Below are 16,332 nucleotides of genomic sequence, written 5' to 3' on the forward strand. Positions count from 1 at the left end.
TCCGGCGTAATTCCATTGCGACCTTGTGGAGCGCAGCCCGACAGTGGCCCCATGAAGACTGTGACCGTGCGGCCCGCCACCCTCGACGACGCGGCGGCGGCCGGTGAACTGCTCAACGCAGTGGATGTGCTCGAAGGCGGGAAGGCCGAGACCGACGTCGACGAGATCCTCGCCGAGTGGAAGCACCCCGAGGTCGACCTCACCCGCGACTCCTGGCTGCTCCACGAGGACGGGAAGCTGGTGGGCTACGGCCTGCTGTGGGACGAGTCCGGCGGCGAACGCATCGACATCGATCTCTATATGCTGCCCGGCCGGCCCGACGGCGCGCGCCTGCTCCTCGACCGGATGGAGGCGCGGGCCGCCGAGCGCGCCGCCGCCCCCGGCGTGGGGCGCGCCGTCATCCACCCGGGCCTGCATGTGACGACCGCCGTGGACCAGGACGTCCTGCGCGAGCGCGGCTGGCGCACCGTGCGGCGCTACCACGTGATGCACCGCGCGATCTCGCCCACCGCCGACACCATGCCCGAGCCGCTGCCCGGGCTGTGTCTGCGCCCCTGCACGGACGAAGCGGACCGCCCGCGGGCGCATGCGCTCCTGCAGGAGTCGTTCCGCGGCCACTTCGACTACCAGCCGCGTACGTACGAGCAGTGGCTGCACGACATCGACGCGGAGAACGCCGACTTCTCGCTGATCTGGATCGCCCGGGTCGAAGGCATGGGCGACGTCGCCGCGATGCGCACCCGCAACGACCGGATCACCACCGGCTGGATCAGCAACCTCGGGGTGCTCACCGAGGCGCGCGGTCGGGGGATCGCCGGCTATCTGCTGCGGTACGCGTTCTGGTACTACGCGGGCCTCGGACGGGACCGGGTCAGCCTGGGCGTCGACACGGACAACAGCTCCGGTGCGCTCGCGCTGTACGAACGCCACGGCATGACACTGGATGTGGCCGTCGACACCTGGGAGTTGATCCGGCCGGTCTGAACCCGGGAATTGATCCGGCCGGTCTGAACCTTGGAGTTGATCCGGTCGTTCTGAGCTCCGGCTCGGGCGGCCGGTCCGTGGCCGCGCCTCAGGAGGCGGACTGCCGCGTGCCCGACCATGCGGCCCAGAGCCTCGCGTACGGTCCGCCCGCGTCCTTGAGCCGCTCGTGCGGACCCGACTCGACGACCCGGCCGTGCTCGAGGACCACGACCCGGTCCGCGGTCGCGGCCTGGGTGAGGCGGTGGGCGACGATCAATGCGGTACGCCCCTCGAGCGCGGCCCGCGCGGACTGTTCGAGCAGCCGGGCGCCCGCGCTCCCCGCCTCCGCGGTCGCCTCGTCCAGGACGGCGATCAGCGGGTCCGCCAACACGAGCCGGGCGAGTGCGAGTTGCTGCGCCTTCGCGGCATCCAGGCTGTGCGCACCCTCGCCGACCACCGTGTCCAGGCCGTCCGGGAGCGCTTCGGCCCAGGTGAGGGCGTCGACCGTGGAGAGCGCCGCGCGCAGCTCCGCGTCGGACGCATCCGGCTTGGCGAGCCGCAGATCCTCGGCGAGCGTGCCGGCGAACACATGCAGTTCCTGCGATACGAGGACGGCGCCCGGCCGCCCGTCGGCGGCGGCCGGCATCGTGACCTCGCCGCCGGTGGGCGGCTGCACCCCGGCGAGGATGCGGGCCAGCGTGGACTTGCCGGCGCCACTGGTGCCGACCAGCGCGACATGCTCGCCCTCGTGCAGATCGAGGTCCACGTCGTGCAGCACGGGGGAGGCGTCGCCGTAGGAGTGCGTGATGCCCCGTACGTGCACGAAGGCGTCCGCGCTGCGGCCGGTGGCGGGCCCGTCCGCCTCGACGGGCAGATCGGTCACACCGACCAGCCGGGCCAGGCCCGCGGTCGCCGACTGGGCGTCGTCGAGCAGGACCAGGGCCGCGTTGATGGGGCCGAAGAGATTGTGGAAGTAGAGCGCGGCCGCCGTGGCCGTACCGATCGAGACGGCGTCCTCGCGCACCAGGATCAGACCGGCGAGCAGCACACCGACCAGGCCGATGTACTCGCCGATGTGCAGCCGCCCGTAGAAGCCGAGGACCAGGCGCACCCCGCGCTTGCTGAGTTCCACCGCCGCCCGCGAACGCTTCTCGACCCGCTGCGTGTGGTCGTCCTCGAGGAGATGACCGCGGACCGTGTCGGCGCCGCCGATCGTCTCGAGCAGCTGCTGCTGCTGTGCTCCGGTGGCGATGCGCTGCTTCGCGTACAGGGGAACGGCCTTGCCCACGTACCAGCGCGCCGTCCATGCCTGCACCGGCACCGCGAGCAGCGCCGCCACCAGGAAGCGCCAGTCGAGCACCGCGAGCGCGACGAGGGTGAGGATGATCGTCAGGGTGGCGCGGGCGAGTTCGGGCAGCGCGGAGCGCACGGCCTCGGACACCCGGGCCACGTCTCCCGTGACGCGGGCGGTCAGATCGCCGGAGCCGGCGCGCTCGATACGGTCGGCCGGCAGGGCGAGTGCCCGTTCGACGAACCGTTCCCGCAGCCGGGCGAGCACCGACTCGCCGAGCCGCGCGACCATCCCGAGGCCCAGCGCGGTCGAGGCGCCCTGCACGAGGGCCACGACCACGAGGAGGACGACCGGCAGGGTCAGCACCCCCGTCGACACGGAGCCGCTGCCGCGCGCGCCCGCGGCGACGAGGTCCACGATCCGGCCGAGCAGCGGCTGGGTGAGCAGACCGACGGCGGTCGCGGCGACCAGGACCAGGGCCGAGCGGATGGCCAGACCCCGGTCGGGGCGCAGGAGTTCCAGGGCGGCGGCGCGGGTGCGCCGGCCGGTGGCCACGGGCAGCAGCTCGGCGGCGGTGGAACGTTCCGTCGCCTCGTCGGCGGGTTCGGGCTGCTGAGTGAGCTGCGGTGACGACGTGGTGGTCATCCCAGTACCGCCGTCCGGTAGAGAGCGCTGCATCGGACAAGTTCTTCGTGGCGGGCCTCGTCGGCGAGCCGTCCGCCGTCGATCAGGACCACCCGGTCGGCGACCGCGAGGAGCGCCGGGCTGCTGGTGACCAGGACGGTCGTACGGCCACGGCGCACTTCGCGGATACCGGAGGCGATCCGGGCCTCGGTGGCGGCGTCGATCGCGGTGGTCGGGTCGTGCACGACGAGCACCTCGCGGTCGGCGGCGAGCGCACGGGCGAGTGCCACCCTTTGGCGCTGGCCGCCGGAGAGGGAGCGGCCGCGTTCGCCGACCGGTGCGGCCATGCCGCCGGGTACGGAGGCGGCGACCTCGTCGGCCGCGGCGGCGGTCGTCGCGGCCTCGTGGGCGGTGGCTCCGCCGGCGGTGATGTTCTCCTCGATCGACCCGGTGAACAGGTCAGCGGCGTGTGCGGCGACGAGGATCCGCGCGCGCAGTGCACGCGGCGAGAGGTCGGCGAAGGGGACGCCGTCCAGGGCGAGCCGGCCCGCGTCCGGGTCGGTGCGGCGGGCCAGACAGCGCACCAGGGTGTCCGCGTGGGCGGGGTCCGTGACGACGACGCCGAGGAATTCGCCCGGGGAGACGGCGAGTTCAAGGTTCCGCAGGCCCTCGTGGGTGAGGGCGGAGAGGTGAAGGGCGGGCGGCGGCCCGTCGGTGGGGGCGGCCGGAGCGGGGATCTTGCGGGCTGCGCCCTGGGAGTCCACGTTGTCGGGGGCGCGCTCGGAGCCCTCGGAGCCCGCGATACGGGCCGGGCTCCTGGAGTTGTCGTTGCGGGCCGCATCTTCGGAGTTCGCTATGCCTCCCGGCGCCGACAGGACCTCGCCGACCCGCTCCGCCGAAGCCCGCGACCGCGCCACATCGGCGGCCACCCAGGCCACGGTGTGCAGAGGGCCGGGCAGGAACAGGGCCAATCCGACGGCCGCGACCAGTTCGCCCAGCCCGATGGCGTCGGTGAGGACCAGATGGCCGCCCACGAGCGCGACCAGAGCGATGAACACGCCCGTCAGGGTCTGCATCATCCCGGTCTGCACCGCTTCGGCCCGGGCCGCCCGCACCGTCGCGTCCAGCGCGGCCCGGCTCGTGCGCCGATAGCGGTCGGACGCGGCGCGCTGGGCACCGAGGCCCTGGAGCACCCGTACCCCTGCGACCAGATCGGCCGCGACGCCCGAGGCGTGGGCGGCACGCTCCTGTTCCGCGTGACTGCGGTGTTCGAGCGGGCGCGCGAGCAGCTGGCCGAGCCCCATCAGGACCGGGGTGCCGAGCAGGATCAGCAGGCCGAGCGGAACGGAAGCGCGCAGCAGCAGCACCGCCCCGGCCGCGAGACCGATCACCGCGCCGAAGCCGATCGGCAGCGCGAACGTCACCCCACCGGCCCGCCGTGCGTCCTCGGTGGTCACGGAGACCAGAGCGCCGGGCGGGCGGCCGCGCTCGGCCCCTCCGTACGGATCGAGAACGCGGCGGATCAGCCGCATCCGCAGGGTGTGGCCCGCGTGCTCCTTGGCGTACTCGGCCGCGCGGGCGCCGAGCTGGAAGCCGCCGGAGAGAAAGACATAGACGACCGCAAGGATCAGTGCCCAGCGCGCGAACGAGGCGAGGTCGGGGCGGACGATCGCACGGTCCACCATGAACCCGATCAGCACGGGGATCAGCGCCTCACCGATCTGATGCGAGGCATTGAGCGCACAGGCCGCAAGCACCCGTGGTCGCTCGCCCTTGAGCACTGTGCGCAGGACTTCACGCCCGTCGTGCCGCGCGGCGTCCCGCATGTCTCTCTCCCCACCAGGCCGTTGCATAAGCCAGGTAAGGCTAACTTGACCGGCCCGCGAGGGGGAGACCGGTCGGAGGCTCGGTGATCTGTCGACCGAACTCGCAGCGTTTGTATACCAACACCCGGGCGACATTGGCCGCGCTTCGGACGAATGTGCAGCTCTGATGAGGATTCCGATGCTTCAGGGTTACACCCTTGATCGGGTTCTTCAATTTGGTATACAAAAATCGAGTCGCGTCCCCGACCTTTACAGGAGCCCTCGATGTGCGTGGAAGACGCCCCACCGCCCTCCAGCCGGATGACCCGCCGCGGGGTGCTCGCCGCGGCCGCCGCCCTCGCCGGAACCGCAGCGGCGGTGACACCGGCCCCGGCCGCTTCGGCTGCGCCCTTCCGGCGTGGGGCGAAGGGCGGGGATCTCGTCGTCGAAGGCGGCACCCTGCTCGACCCGGCCACGGGTGAGGTCACCGAGGACGCCGTGGTGATCATCGAGAACGGTGTGGTGCGCGCGGCCGGTGCGCGCGGCGATGTCGCCGTGCCCCGGGGCGCCGAAGTCGTCGACGCGCACGGGAAGTGGATCCTGCCCGGACTCGTCGACGCCCATATCCACCTCAACACCGCCACCGAGGCGCGCGACGCCGTACGGCAGGGCGCGACGAGCGCCCGCAGCGGTTCGACGAACTTCTACCAGGACATCGCGGTACGGGAACTCGCCCGCCAGGCGCCCGCCCTCGCGCCCCGCCTCGAAGCGGCCGGTGTCTTCGTCACGCCCGACCTGGGCGACACGGTCCTCGCCGACCCGGATCTCACCGAGCTCGCCCGCCTCGAGGACGGTGTGCGCTCCGCCGAGGCGCTGCGCCGTGTCGTCGAGGTGAACCTCGCCCGCGGCGTCGACTGGGTCAAGACCAGGGTCAACGAGCGCGCCGGTCTGCCCGAGCAGGACCCGCTCGCCCAGGTCTACTCGTACGGACAACTGCGGGAGATCGTGACCGCAGCGCGCCGAGGCGGCAAGGGCGTGCTGTGCCACAGCTACGCCGAGAAGGGCTGCCACGACGCGGTGACCGCGGGCGTCCGCTCCCTGGAACACGGGGTGTTCGTCGGCGAGCGCACCCTCGTGGAGATGCGCCGCAGGGGTACGTACTTCACGCCCACCCTCTCCGCGATCGCGGGCCTGGCCGAGTCGTCCGATCCGGTGCTCGCCGAGCGTGGCCGCACCTATCTGCCGGTCCTCGAGCAGGCCGTGCTCGCCGCGCATGAGCGGGGTGTGCCGCTGGCCGCCGGCACCGACTCCTCCGGCGGCAAGGTCAAGCCCATCGGCCGCGAGATCGAGCTGATGCACTCCGCGGGCCTGTCCTCGCTCGACGCGATCCGCACGGCCACGACCGGCGCGGCCCGCCTGCTCGGGCGCGAACGCACGGTGGGCCGGCTCGCGCGCGGCTTCGCCGGCGACGTGGTGATCGCCGACGGCGACCCGCTGGCCGACGTCACCGTCCTGAAGCGCCCGGCCCGGGTGGTACGGGCGGGCGTCGCGCTCTGAGCGCTCGACCCCGTCCCCGCTCGACCCCCGCCCCCGCTTGCCCGTGAACCCCCCGCTTGCCCGTGAACCCACCGGTTGGCCCTGAACCACCAGCTGTTCCTGAACCCTCAGTGCACCTCACGTCTCAAGGAGCCCGATGACCCCCTCGCCCACCTCCTCCGTCTCGCGTCGCAACGTCCTCGCGGGCGCCGCCGCACTCGCCGGGTCCGCCACAGTTGCTGGGGCCGCCGTACCGGCGCAGGCCGCTGAGCGCTCCGGCCGCCAGGACGGGCACGGCAGCCGCGACGGCAAGGCCGTGGTCTTCCGCAATGTCCGGCCGTTCGGCACCGGAAAGGCCGTCGACCTCGTCGTGGCGAACGGCAGGATCTCCGACCGCCCCGCGCCGCGCGGCGCCAAGGTCGTCGAGGGCCGGGGCCGCGCCGTACTGCCCTCGCTCGTGGACGCGCACATCCACCCGGACAAGACGACCTGGGGCGGCTCGTGGGTCACGCGCAAGCCCGCGAGCGGGATAGCCGACTATGTCGCGCAGGACGTGGAGCTGTTCAACAGCCAGACCCGCTCCGTCGCCGAGCGCGCCTACGGCCTGATGAGCCACGCCGTGACCCGCGGCACCCGGGGCATGCGCGCCCACGCCGATGTCGCCCCCGCCTACGACCTCGCGGGCGTCGAAGGGCTCCAGGCCGCGCGCGAGCGACTGAAGCACGCGCTCGACGTGCAGATCGTCGGCTTTCCGCAGCATGGAGTGATCCGTACCCCGGGCACCGTGGAACTCCTGGAGGAGGCCGCCAGCACCGGCGCCGTCGACTTCATCGGCGGTATCGACCCGGGCGGCTTCGACCAGGCGCCCGTGGCACAGCTCGACGCGCTGTTCGGCATCGCGGACCGGCACGGGGTCGGCCTCGACATCCACCTCCACGACCGCGGCGAGAAGGGCCTCGCCGCGCTGCGCGGCATCATCGAGCGCACCCGCTCCCTCTCCCTGCACGACAAGGTCACCGTCAGCCATGTCTTCTGCCTGCCGGAGCTCGACGACCGTGAACTGGGCGTGTTCGGCGAGCAGTTGGGTGAGCTCGGCATCTCCCTGACGACCGTCGCCCCGTCCGCCGACCTGGTGCTGCCCATCGCCAAGCTGCGGGAGTACGGAGTGCGTGTCGGCCTCGGGTCGGACGGCATCCGTGACTCGTGGAGCCCGTTCGGCAACGCGGACATGTTCGACCGCGCCCACAAGATGGGCTGGGTCACAGATGTGCGCCTCGACGACGAACTGACCGCGTGCTTCACCGCGGCCGCCGACGGCGGCGCGGACGTCATGGGTCTGGCACACGCCGACCTCACCCCGGGCGCCCCGGCCGACTTCGTCGTGCTGCGTGCCGAATGCGTCCCCCAGGTCGTCGTCGACGCCCCGGCCCGCGACCTCGTCGTGCACGGCGGCGTGATCGTGGCGCGGGACGGGGAGCTGGTCCGCTGACGCCCGGCCCGCCCTCGTAATTGCCTTGCCCTCCTCGGTGATCGCCCTGCGAGACTGACCCCATGGACGACATGGGGAAATTCCGCCGGGCGGTCACCGAGTGGGCCGCGCGCCGGGCGGGGGCGGCGCAGTCCGCGGTGGAGGCCGGGGAGTTGGCCGCCCGGATCGGTCTGCGCACGGTCGTCCTGGTCGAGGGGGACAGTGATCTGCGCGCCCTCGACACCCTCGCGGCCCGTCGCGACCGGAACCTCGCGGCCGAGGGCGTCGCGGTCCTCCCCCTCGGAGGTGCGACGAACATCGGCCACTTCCTCTCCGTGTGCGGGCCCAAGGGGCTGGGTGTCACCCCGGTCGGCCTGTGCGACGTGGGCGAGATGGGTCACTTCCAACGGGCCCTGGAACGCGAGGGGTTCGGCGCCGCGCACACCCGGGACGAACTGGAATCCCTCGGCTACTACCTCTGCGACGCGGATCTCGAGGACGAGCTGATCCGGGCGCTCGGACCCGCCGGTGTCGAGCAGGTCATCGCGGCCGAGGACGAGTTGCGGCCCTTCCGCACCTTCCAGAACCAGCCCTTCCAGCGCGAGCGGACCATAGAACAGCAGCTGCGCCGCTTCATGGGCACCCACAGCGGCCGCAAGGCGCAGTACGCGCAGGCCATGGTGGAGTCGCTCGACCTCGACCGGACCCCGCGCCCGCTGGAGCGGCTGCTCGCGCGGGTGTGAGCGGCTGAAGTGGCTGAGCTCTCACCGAACCGAGTTGTCAGCGAACCGAGTTGTCACCGACCCGAGCTCTCACCGACCCGAACTCTCACCGACCCGAGCTCCTACCGCGCGGTCCTCGTCGTGTGCGGCCGCGCCAGGTCCAGGTCGGCGTGCACGAGGTTGTGGTCCGAGTACTCGGAGAGATGCACGCCCTGGTCGAGCGGTGCGATGCCCCGTACGAAGGTGTAGTCGAACTTGCTCATCCAGTCCGTGGTCGGCTCGCACGCGCCACCGCCGGCGGCGGACGGGTGGCACTGCGGATCCCCGTCCTCGGCCAGAGCCCATATCTCGCGCAGCTCGGGGGTCGTCGGCTCGGCGTTGAAGTCGCCGAGCACGATGGCGCGTTCGTGCGGCGCGACGGCCGCCGCGAGCACACCGGCCTGCTGCGCCCGCACCTCCGCCTGCTGCCGCTGGGCGAGATGCGTGGCGAACACGCGCACCGGCTTGCCGTCCACTTCGGTGGTGACCGCCATGTAGCCACGGTCCTCGGAACCGCCGTCGGGATACTCCACCCGCACGCTGTCCGTCATCGGCGCCGCGGACAGGACCGCCTGACCGTACCCTCCGGGGTTCCACGGAACTCCGCCGCAGCGGTTCCAGCTGGTCAGGACCGACCCGTACTCGACGTGGTACACCAGCCCGTGCAGGTTCTCGAGGTGGTCCCGGATCGCCTCGACGTCCCGAACGCAGGCCTCCTGCAGTGCGATGACCTGGGGCGCGAACTCGGCGATCTCCGCGGCGCGGCCGACGTTGAACCCGCTGTCGTTGCAGGGATTGCAGATGTTCCAGGTCATGACGCGGTTCGGCACGATGTCCCGGACGGCGTCGGGAGGCAGCGGGTCGGTGGCGAGCGCACCACCGGGTGCGCTGGGTCCGACGAGCGCCACACACGTGACGACAACGGCTCCCGCGAGCCACCGCGCGCCTGTTCCGACCACCATCGCCTCCCCGGGTGGAGACACCCGTCTCCTGCTACGAGGTTATGCGACGGGTAGGACGTTTTGCGACGGGCCGGCCCTTGACCGGTGCGGCCCACACCTACTACTTTCCGTTGCTCACTGACCTGTGAGCAACGGAAGAGGAGGCGACCGCGGATGAACACCTGCTCCGGTCTCGGTCGCCTCGTCCGGTACTTCGGCTGGGTTCCGGGTCAGATCGCCCACGGCTGCTGACCAAGCCGTTCATTCCACCGCCCGGCATGGCGCGCACGCCTGCCGCCCGCGCCCGCTTCTCCTGGACGGGCCGCTGTACGCCCACTCCTCGTACGTGGCGCGTCCGCTCACAGATCACTCCCTGGAATTGGCGAACTCGATGATGCGACCGACCATCACGGTCAACGGGAAAGAAACACCGCTCGCACCGGCCGCGCCCCACACCACCGCGCTCGACTTCCTGCGCGAGCGCGGCCTCACCGGCACGAAGGAGGGCTGCGCGGAAGGCGAGTGCGGCGCCTGCTCTGTGCTCGTGGCCCGCCCCGGCGTGGACAAGCCGACCGACTGGGTGGCGGTCAACGCCTGCCTGGTCCCGGCCGCGGCACTCGACGGCCAGGAGGTCGTCACCTCCGAGGGCCTCGCGACCGTCGGCGAAGCCGGCACGGCTCCCGCCCTGCACCCCGTGCAGGAGGAGATGGCGGTCCGTGGCGGCTCCCAGTGCGGCTACTGCACCCCCGGATTCGTCTGCAGCATGGCCGCCGAGTACTACCGGCCCGACCGCTGCGAGCACTCCGCCGGCGACGCCGACGCCGAGCACGGCCCGAACGGATTCGACCTGCACGCCCTGAGCGGCAACCTGTGCCGCTGCACCGGCTACCGCCCGATCCGCGACGCCGCGTACGCCGTCGGCGCACCCGCCGACGAGGACCCTCTCGCTCGGCGCCGCGACCAGGCCCCACCGGCCCCGGTCGCCACCGCGTACACGCAGGACGGCAAGGCGTTCGTACGGAAGGACACGCTGGCCGAGACGCTGCGGCTGCTGCGCGAGCGGCCGGACGCCGTGGTGGTCGCCGGCTCCACCGACTGGGGCGTGGAGGTGAACATCCGCTCCCGCAGGGCGGATTGCGTCATCGCCGTCGACCGGCTGCCCGAACTGCGCGCGCTGCACGTCGGATCCGACCACATCGAGATCGGCGCGGCCCTCACGCTCACCGAGATCGAGCGCAGGCTCGACGGCCGGGTGCCGCTGCTCGCCGAGCTGTTCCCGCAGTTCGCCTCGCGCCTGATCCGCAACGGCGCGACCCTCGGCGGCAACCTGGGGACGGGATCGCCCATCGGTGACAGTCCGCCGGTGCTGCTCGCGCTGGAGGCGAGCCTGCTGCTCGCCGACGCCGACGGTGAGCGCGAGGTCCCCCTGGCCGACTACTTCACGGGCTACCGGCAGAGCGTGCGCCGCCCCGGAGAGCTGATCCGCGCGGTCCGCATCCCGCTGCCGCAGGCGCCCGTCACGGGCTTCCACAAGATCGCCAAGCGGCGTTTCGACGATATCTCCAGCGTCGCGGCCGCCTTCGCCCTCGACATCGAGGACGGCGTCGTCCGCACGGCACGTATCGGCCTCGGGGGAGTGGCCGCCACTCCGATCCGGGCGCTCGCCACCGAGGCTGCCCTGGAAGGCAGGCCGTGGTCGGCCGAGACCGTGGAGGCCGCCGCCCGGGTGCTGCGGGGCGAGGGCACACCGATGGACGACCACCGGGCCAGCTCGCTGTACCGCAGCGCGATGCTCGGCCAGAGCCTGAAGAAGCTGTACGCACAGCACACCGGGGACGCACAGACCACCGAGGCGGTTACCTCATGAGCCAGCTGTCCGAACGTCCCGAGAACTCCGTCGTCGGTGTCTCGATGCCGCACGAGAGCGCCTACCAGCACGTCACCGGCACCGCGCTCTACACCGACGACCTGGTCCACCGGACCAAGGACGTGCTGCACGCCCACCCCGTGCAGGTCGTGAAGACCCACGGCCGGATCACCGCCCTGCGCACCGAGCCCGCGCTCGCCGTGCCCGGTGTGATCCGCGTCCTGACCGGCGCCGATGTGCCCGGCGTCAACGACGCCGGGATGAAGCACGACGAACCGCTCTTCCCCGACGAGGTCATGTTCCACGGCCACGCCGTCGCCTGGGTGCTCGGCGAGACCCTGGAAGCGGCGCGGCTGGGCGCCGAGGCCGTCGAGGTGGAGCTCGACGAACTGCCTTCCGTGATCACGCTGGAGGAGGCCATCGCCTCCGAGAGCTTCCACGGCGCACGGCCCGTGATGGTGACCGGCGACGTCGACGCGGGCTTCGCGGACTCCGCGCACGTGTTCAGCGGCACGTTCCAGTTCTCCGATCAGGAGCACTTCTACCTGGAGACGCACGCGGCACTCGCCCAGGTGGACGAGTCCGGGCAGATCTTCGTCCAGAGCAGCACCCAGCACCCCTCGGAGACCCAGGAGATCGTGGCCCATGTGCTCGGTCTGCACTCCCACGAGGTGACCGTGCAGTGCCTGCGGATGGGCGGCGGCTTCGGTGGCAAGGAGATGCAGCCGCACGGGTTCGCGGCCATCGCCGCGCTCGGCGCCAAGCTCACCGGCCGCCCTGTCCGGCTGCGTCTGAACCGCACCCAGGACCTCACCATGTCCGGCAAGCGGCACGGCTTCCACGCCCAGTGGAAGATCGGCTTCGATACGGAAGGCCGCATCCAGGCCCTGGACGCCACCCTGACCTCCGACGGCGGCTGGAGCCTCGACCTGTCCGAACCGGTCACGGCCCGTGCGCTCTGCCACATCGACAACACCTACTGGATCCCCCACGCCCGCGTCGCCGGCCGGATCGCCAAGACCAACAAGGTCTCCAACACCGCGTTCCGCGGCTTCGGCGGACCCCAGGGCATGCTCGTGATCGAGGACATCATGGGCCGCTGCGCCCCGCTGCTCGGCCTCGACCCCGTGGAGCTGCGCGAGCGGAACTTCTACCGGCCGGGCCAGACCACCCCGTACGGACAGCAGGTCACGCATCCGGAGCGGATCACCGCGGTCTGGGACAAGGTCAAGGAGAACGCCGGTTTCGAGGAGCGCCGACGGGAGATCGCCGCGTTCAACTCCGCGCACCCGCAAACCAAGCGGGGCCTGGCGATCACCGGCGTCAAGTTCGGCATCTCCTTCAACCTCACCGCCTTCAACCAGGGCGGCGCGCTGGTCCTGATCTACAAGGACGGTTCCGTCCTGATCAACCACGGCGGCACCGAGATGGGCCAGGGCCTGCACACCAAGATGCTGCAGGTGGCCGCGACCACGCTCGGCATCCCTTTGTGCAAGGTCCGCCTCGCCCCGACACGTACCGACAAGGTGCCCAACACCTCGGCCACCGCGGCAAGTTCGGGCGCCGACCTGAACGGCGCGGCGGTGAAGAACGCCTGCGAGCAGCTGCGGGAGCGGCTGCTGCAGGTGGCCGCATCCCAGCTGGGCTCGAACGCCTCGGACGTACGGATCGTCGAAGGCGTCGCCCGCACCCTGGGCAGCGACAAGGAGCTGGCCTGGGACGACCTGGTGCGCACCGCGTATTTCCAGCGGGTGCAGCTGTCCGCGGCCGGGTTCTACCGGACCGAGGGGCTGCACTGGGACGCGAAGGCGTTCCAGGGCTCGCCGTTCAAGTACTTCTCCTACGGCGCCGCGGCGGCCGAGGTCGAGGTGGACGGCTTCACGGGCGCGTACCGCATCCGGCGCGTGGACATCGTGCACGACGTCGGCGACAGCCTTTCGCCGATGATCGACATCGGTCAGGTCGAGGGCGGGTTCGTGCAGGGCGCCGGCTGGCTGACCCTGGAGGACATGCGCTGGGACGCCACGGACGGCCCCGGTCGCGGCCGGCTGCTGACCCAGGCGGCGAGCACGTACAAGCTGCCGAGCTTCTCCGAGATGCCCGAGGAGTTCCATGTGACCCTCCTGGAGAACGCCACCGAAGAGGGCGCGGTCTACGGGTCCAAGGCGGTCGGTGAACCTCCGCTGATGCTGGCGTTCTCGGTCCGTGAGGCGCTGCGGCAGGCCGCCGCCGCGTTCGGCCCTGATGGTGCCGAGGTGGAACTGGCCTCGCCCGCGACCCCGGAGGCCGTGTACTGGGCGGTCGAGTCCGCGCGGCTCAGCGGGTCCCCGCTCGACGACGAAGTGCTGACCGGTGCCTGACATGACGTGGATCGCCGCGGTCACACGGTTGCGCGAACGCCGGGAGCCCGGCGTGCTCGTGACCGTGGCGACCGTGCGCGGTCACGCCCCGCGCGAGGCCGGCGCGAAGCTCGTGGTGGGGGAGCGCGGCACCTGGGGCTCGATCGGCGGCGGCAATGTCGAGGCCGTATCGATCGACCGGGCAAGGGAGTTGATCGCGGCGGGCGCTGCGGCACCCGAGCTGATGGACTTCGCGCTCAACGACAAGGTCACCAACCGGCACGGAGTGCAGTGCTGCGGCGGCACCGTGCAGGTACTGCTCGAACCGCTGCCGGTGGTACGGGCGGTGGCGGTGTTCGGCGTCGGCCATGTCGGCCTGGAGCTGGCGCGCATCCTGGCCCGCCAGGACATCGACCTGCACCTGGTCGACAGCCGCGCCGACCTGCTCGGCGAGGAACGGCTCGGCGTCCTGGCGGACTCGGTGGCACGGGTGCGGGTGCACCACACGCCGCTGCTGCCCGAGGAAGTGCTCGCGGAGCTGCCGCACGGCACCCATGTGCTGATCATGACCCATGACCATGCCGAGGACGCCGCGCTGTGCGACGCCGCCCTGCGGACCGGGCATCTCGGTTCCGTCGGCCTCATCGGCTCGGCGGCCAAGTGGGCCCGGTTCCGCAAGCGGCTGTCCACCGAAGGCGGTCACGAGGACGCCGCCATCGACCGGATCAAGACCCCGATCGGCCTCGCCGACATCGGGGGCAAGGACCCGGCGACCATCGCCGTGAGCGTGGCGGCGGATCTGCTGCGCACCTTCGAGTCCTCGGCCGGCTGACGCAAGTGAGCCCCGCGCGGCCGTCGTTGCGGCTGCGCGGGGCTCTCGGCGCCTACGCATTTCCGCTGATGTACGGGAAGTCCGACCGGTCCTAGTCTCACCGGCCATGACCACCAAACTCCCCCTGGAGGGGATCAAGGCAAAACAGCAGAAGACGTGGGCCAGCGGCGACTACGGCGCCATCGCCGCGCTGATCCACCCCATGGCCGAACGGCTCGTCCAGTCGGCCGACCTGTCCCACGGCAACCGGGTCCTCGACGTGGCCTCCGGCACCGGCAACGCCGCCCTGGCCGCGGCCCGTTGCGGCTGCACCGTGACGGCCACCGACTACGTACCCGAGCTGCTCGAACGTGCCGCCGACCGCGCGCGGGCCGAAGGGCTCCCGCTCACCGTCGAGGAGGCGGACGCCGAGGCGCTGCCGTATCCGGACGACACCTTCGACGCGGTGCTCTCGGTGGTCGGCGTGATGTTCGCACCGCACCAGGAGGAGGCCGCCGCGGAACTCGCCCGGGTCTGCCGCCCCGGCGGAAAGATCGTCCTTGCCAACTGGACGCCGGACGGGTTCATCGGGCGGCTCTTCAAGACCATCGGCCGCCATGTGCCGCCACCGCCGGGTATCCAGCCGCCGCCGCTGTGGGGCGACGAGCACCGGCTGCGCGAGCTCTTCGGCGACCGTGTCACCGAACTGGCCCTCACGCCACGGGACATGGTGTTCCGGTTCGACTCGGCCGGCGGCTTCGCCGACCGCTTCAAGGACAAGTACGGACCCACCCTGAAGGCGTTCGAAGCGCTCGGCGAGAACGGCAAGGTCCTCTACGAGGACATGGTGGCGCTGGCCGAGGAGCACAACACGGCCACCGACGGCACCCTGAAGGTGCCGGCCCGCTACGTCGAGGTCATCGCCGTCGCGGCGTGACGGTGTCCGCGGGGCCGGCGCGACCGGCCGTGCGGAAGCGGGGAAGTGGGGAAGTGGGGCAGGGGAATCGCCCTGCGCCCCCTCCTTGGTTCTGCCCCCGCTCTGTCTCCTGCTCTGTCCCGGGGCCGTGACGGGGCTCCCGCCGACACCGGGGTGCGGAACTCGGTCGGAAGAGAACGTCGACGGGCAGGCGAATTCTCTTTCCATCACCTTGCGCCGACGCCTTTTGGGCAACGGCATTCCACTGATAGAAAGTTCCCTCCGATATCGCCGATACGGTTCCGTCGGCGAAAGAACGCGCCGAACGGCGCCTGTCTTCCGGACAGTGTGGAGCGCCCGCATTCCTCCGGAGAATGCGATGCCGCCCGCCGGTTCACTTGGCAAGGGGAGCAATGACCGCCGCCCACGACGCATACGGCCCGGGCGCACTCGACGCTCTGGCCCGCGCACTGGGAGCGTACGAGCGCGACCGACTCACCGGCACCGTACGGGTGTCGGGCCGGCCCGGCGGAGTGCTCGGTCTGCGGCGCGGCCTGGTGCTGAGCGCCCGCAGTCCCGGCGCCCCCGATCTGGAGACCCGGCTGCTGCGCTCTGGTCGTGTGACGGGGGAGGACGGGGACCCGGACCTCCCTCGGAGGCGACGGCTGAACGAGCTCGTCGAGCAAGGCCGCATCGGAGCGGCCGAGTTGCGGATGCTGCAGATGAGAGTGCTCTACGACGCCGTCTTCGCCATGGCCGTCGGCCAGGTGACCGGGTGCGCGTCCGGGCCGGTGCGAGCCGCGTCCGCGCCGCACGGACCGGGGCACTTGACATCGGCCCTTGTGCGCGAGACCGCCCGAAGACTGGCCGCCCTCGAGCGCCTGCCCGGCGCCGTCGCGCCCTGTCGTGAGCCGTTGCTCGCCGTCCCCACGGCCGCCGGGAGCGAAGCCTTCCCGGCCCGCGCGGGGCCGGGGGATCCCGCCCCGGGCCCCCCGGGGCGCCCCGCGGGG

Annotated in this window: 11 protein-coding genes and 1 pseudogene; 9 read left to right on the top strand and 3 right to left on the bottom strand. The window is 71.8% G+C overall.

Annotation, left to right across the window (positions count from 1 at the left end):
• Positions 1 to 51 precede the first annotated feature (51 nt).
• Positions 52 to 984, top strand: coding sequence for an N-acetyltransferase (locus JAO81_RS29480; protein ID WP_199551006.1), 933 nt, complete (start codon positions 52 to 54; stop codon positions 982 to 984).
• An 88-nt stretch (positions 985 to 1,072) separates the two neighbouring features.
• Here JAO81_RS29480 and JAO81_RS29485 read toward each other — a convergent pair whose 3' ends face one another.
• Both JAO81_RS29485 and JAO81_RS29490 read right to left on the bottom strand, forming a co-directional pair.
• Positions 1,073 to 2,899 carry an ABC transporter ATP-binding protein gene (locus JAO81_RS29485; protein ID WP_199551007.1) on the bottom strand — a complete coding sequence of 609 codons (1,827 nt, stop codon included), beginning with the start codon at positions 2,897 to 2,899 and terminating at the stop codon, positions 1,073 to 1,075.
• Positions 2,896 to 4,704 carry an ABC transporter ATP-binding protein gene (locus JAO81_RS29490; RefSeq protein WP_199551008.1) on the bottom strand — a complete coding sequence of 603 codons (1,809 nt, stop codon included), beginning with the start codon at positions 4,702 to 4,704 and terminating at the stop codon, positions 2,896 to 2,898. The genes JAO81_RS29485 and JAO81_RS29490 overlap by 4 nt, the downstream gene beginning before the upstream one ends.
• A gap of 264 nt (positions 4,705 to 4,968) precedes the next feature.
• On the opposite strand from JAO81_RS29490, the gene JAO81_RS29495 reads away from it, so the two are divergent.
• The 3 genes from JAO81_RS29495 (at position 4,969) to JAO81_RS29505 (ending at position 8,430) form a co-directional block, all read left to right on the top strand.
• A complete protein-coding gene (locus JAO81_RS29495; RefSeq protein WP_199551009.1) occupies positions 4,969 to 6,240 on the top strand; it encodes an amidohydrolase family protein in 1,272 nt (423 codons plus the stop codon).
• Positions 6,241 to 6,376: 136 nt separating this feature from the next.
• A complete protein-coding gene (locus JAO81_RS29500) occupies positions 6,377 to 7,708 on the top strand; it encodes an amidohydrolase (protein WP_199551010.1) in 1,332 nt (443 codons plus the stop codon).
• A gap of 62 nt (positions 7,709 to 7,770) precedes the next feature.
• A complete protein-coding gene (locus tag JAO81_RS29505) occupies positions 7,771 to 8,430 on the top strand; it encodes a TOPRIM nucleotidyl transferase/hydrolase domain-containing protein (protein WP_199551011.1) in 660 nt (219 codons plus the stop codon).
• Positions 8,431 to 8,531: 101 nt separating this feature from the next.
• On the opposite strand, the gene JAO81_RS29510 is transcribed toward JAO81_RS29505, so the two are convergent.
• Positions 8,532 to 9,410, bottom strand: coding sequence for an endonuclease/exonuclease/phosphatase family protein (locus JAO81_RS29510; protein ID WP_199551012.1), 879 nt, complete (start codon positions 9,408 to 9,410; stop codon positions 8,532 to 8,534).
• A gap of 370 nt (positions 9,411 to 9,780) precedes the next feature.
• On the opposite strand from JAO81_RS29510, the gene JAO81_RS29515 reads away from it, so the two are divergent.
• The 5 genes and pseudogenes from JAO81_RS29515 to JAO81_RS29535 all read left to right on the top strand — a co-directional run.
• Complete coding sequence (locus JAO81_RS29515) at positions 9,781 to 11,256, top strand: xanthine dehydrogenase small subunit (RefSeq protein ID WP_199551013.1); 1,476 nt, start codon at positions 9,781 to 9,783, stop codon at positions 11,254 to 11,256.
• Positions 11,253 to 13,616 (top strand): xanthine dehydrogenase molybdopterin binding subunit, encoded by a 2,364-nt coding sequence (gene xdhB / locus JAO81_RS29520; RefSeq protein ID WP_199551014.1) that lies wholly within the window; start codon positions 11,253 to 11,255, stop codon positions 13,614 to 13,616. Before JAO81_RS29515 ends, xdhB begins: the two co-directional genes overlap by 4 nt.
• Before the next feature lies 1 nt (position 13,617).
• Positions 13,618 to 14,427: a xanthine dehydrogenase accessory protein XdhC gene (xdhC, locus tag JAO81_RS29525; protein ID WP_199551015.1), complete on the top strand. Its 810-nt coding sequence runs from the start codon at positions 13,618 to 13,620 to the stop codon at positions 14,425 to 14,427.
• Between the two features lie 106 nt (positions 14,428 to 14,533).
• Positions 14,534 to 15,343: a class I SAM-dependent methyltransferase gene (locus JAO81_RS29530; protein WP_199551016.1), complete on the top strand. Its 810-nt coding sequence runs from the start codon at positions 14,534 to 14,536 to the stop codon at positions 15,341 to 15,343.
• A 392-nt stretch (positions 15,344 to 15,735) separates the two neighbouring features.
• Positions 15,736 to 16,332, top strand: a pseudogene (locus tag JAO81_RS29535) (hypothetical protein); the annotation flags it as partial.

The organism is Streptomyces sp. N35 (genome assembly GCF_016464295.1).
Taxonomy (GTDB): Bacteria; Actinomycetota; Actinomycetes; order Streptomycetales; family Streptomycetaceae; genus Streptomyces.

Bases quoted from the DNA above. Each gene is read 5' to 3' on its own strand.
- JAO81_RS29480 (WP_199551006.1), top strand. From the start codon at position 52: ATGAAGACTGTGACCGTGCGGCCCGCCACCCTCGACGACGCGGCGGCG.
- JAO81_RS29485 (WP_199551007.1), bottom strand. From the start codon at position 2,899: ATGACCACCACGTCGTCACCGCAGCTCACTCAGCAGCCCGAACCCGCC.
- JAO81_RS29490 (WP_199551008.1), bottom strand. From the start codon at position 4,704: ATGCGGGACGCCGCGCGGCACGACGGGCGTGAAGTCCTGCGCACAGTG.
- JAO81_RS29495 (WP_199551009.1), top strand. From the start codon at position 4,969: ATGTGCGTGGAAGACGCCCCACCGCCCTCCAGCCGGATGACCCGCCGC.
- JAO81_RS29500 (WP_199551010.1), top strand. From the start codon at position 6,377: ATGACCCCCTCGCCCACCTCCTCCGTCTCGCGTCGCAACGTCCTCGCG.
- JAO81_RS29505 (WP_199551011.1), top strand. From the start codon at position 7,771: ATGGACGACATGGGGAAATTCCGCCGGGCGGTCACCGAGTGGGCCGCG.
- JAO81_RS29510 (WP_199551012.1), bottom strand. From the start codon at position 9,410: ATGGTGGTCGGAACAGGCGCGCGGTGGCTCGCGGGAGCCGTTGTCGTC.
- JAO81_RS29515 (WP_199551013.1), top strand. From the start codon at position 9,781: ATGATGCGACCGACCATCACGGTCAACGGGAAAGAAACACCGCTCGCA.
- xdhB (WP_199551014.1), top strand. From the start codon at position 11,253: ATGAGCCAGCTGTCCGAACGTCCCGAGAACTCCGTCGTCGGTGTCTCG.
- xdhC (WP_199551015.1), top strand. From the start codon at position 13,618: ATGACGTGGATCGCCGCGGTCACACGGTTGCGCGAACGCCGGGAGCCC.
- JAO81_RS29530 (WP_199551016.1), top strand. From the start codon at position 14,534: ATGACCACCAAACTCCCCCTGGAGGGGATCAAGGCAAAACAGCAGAAG.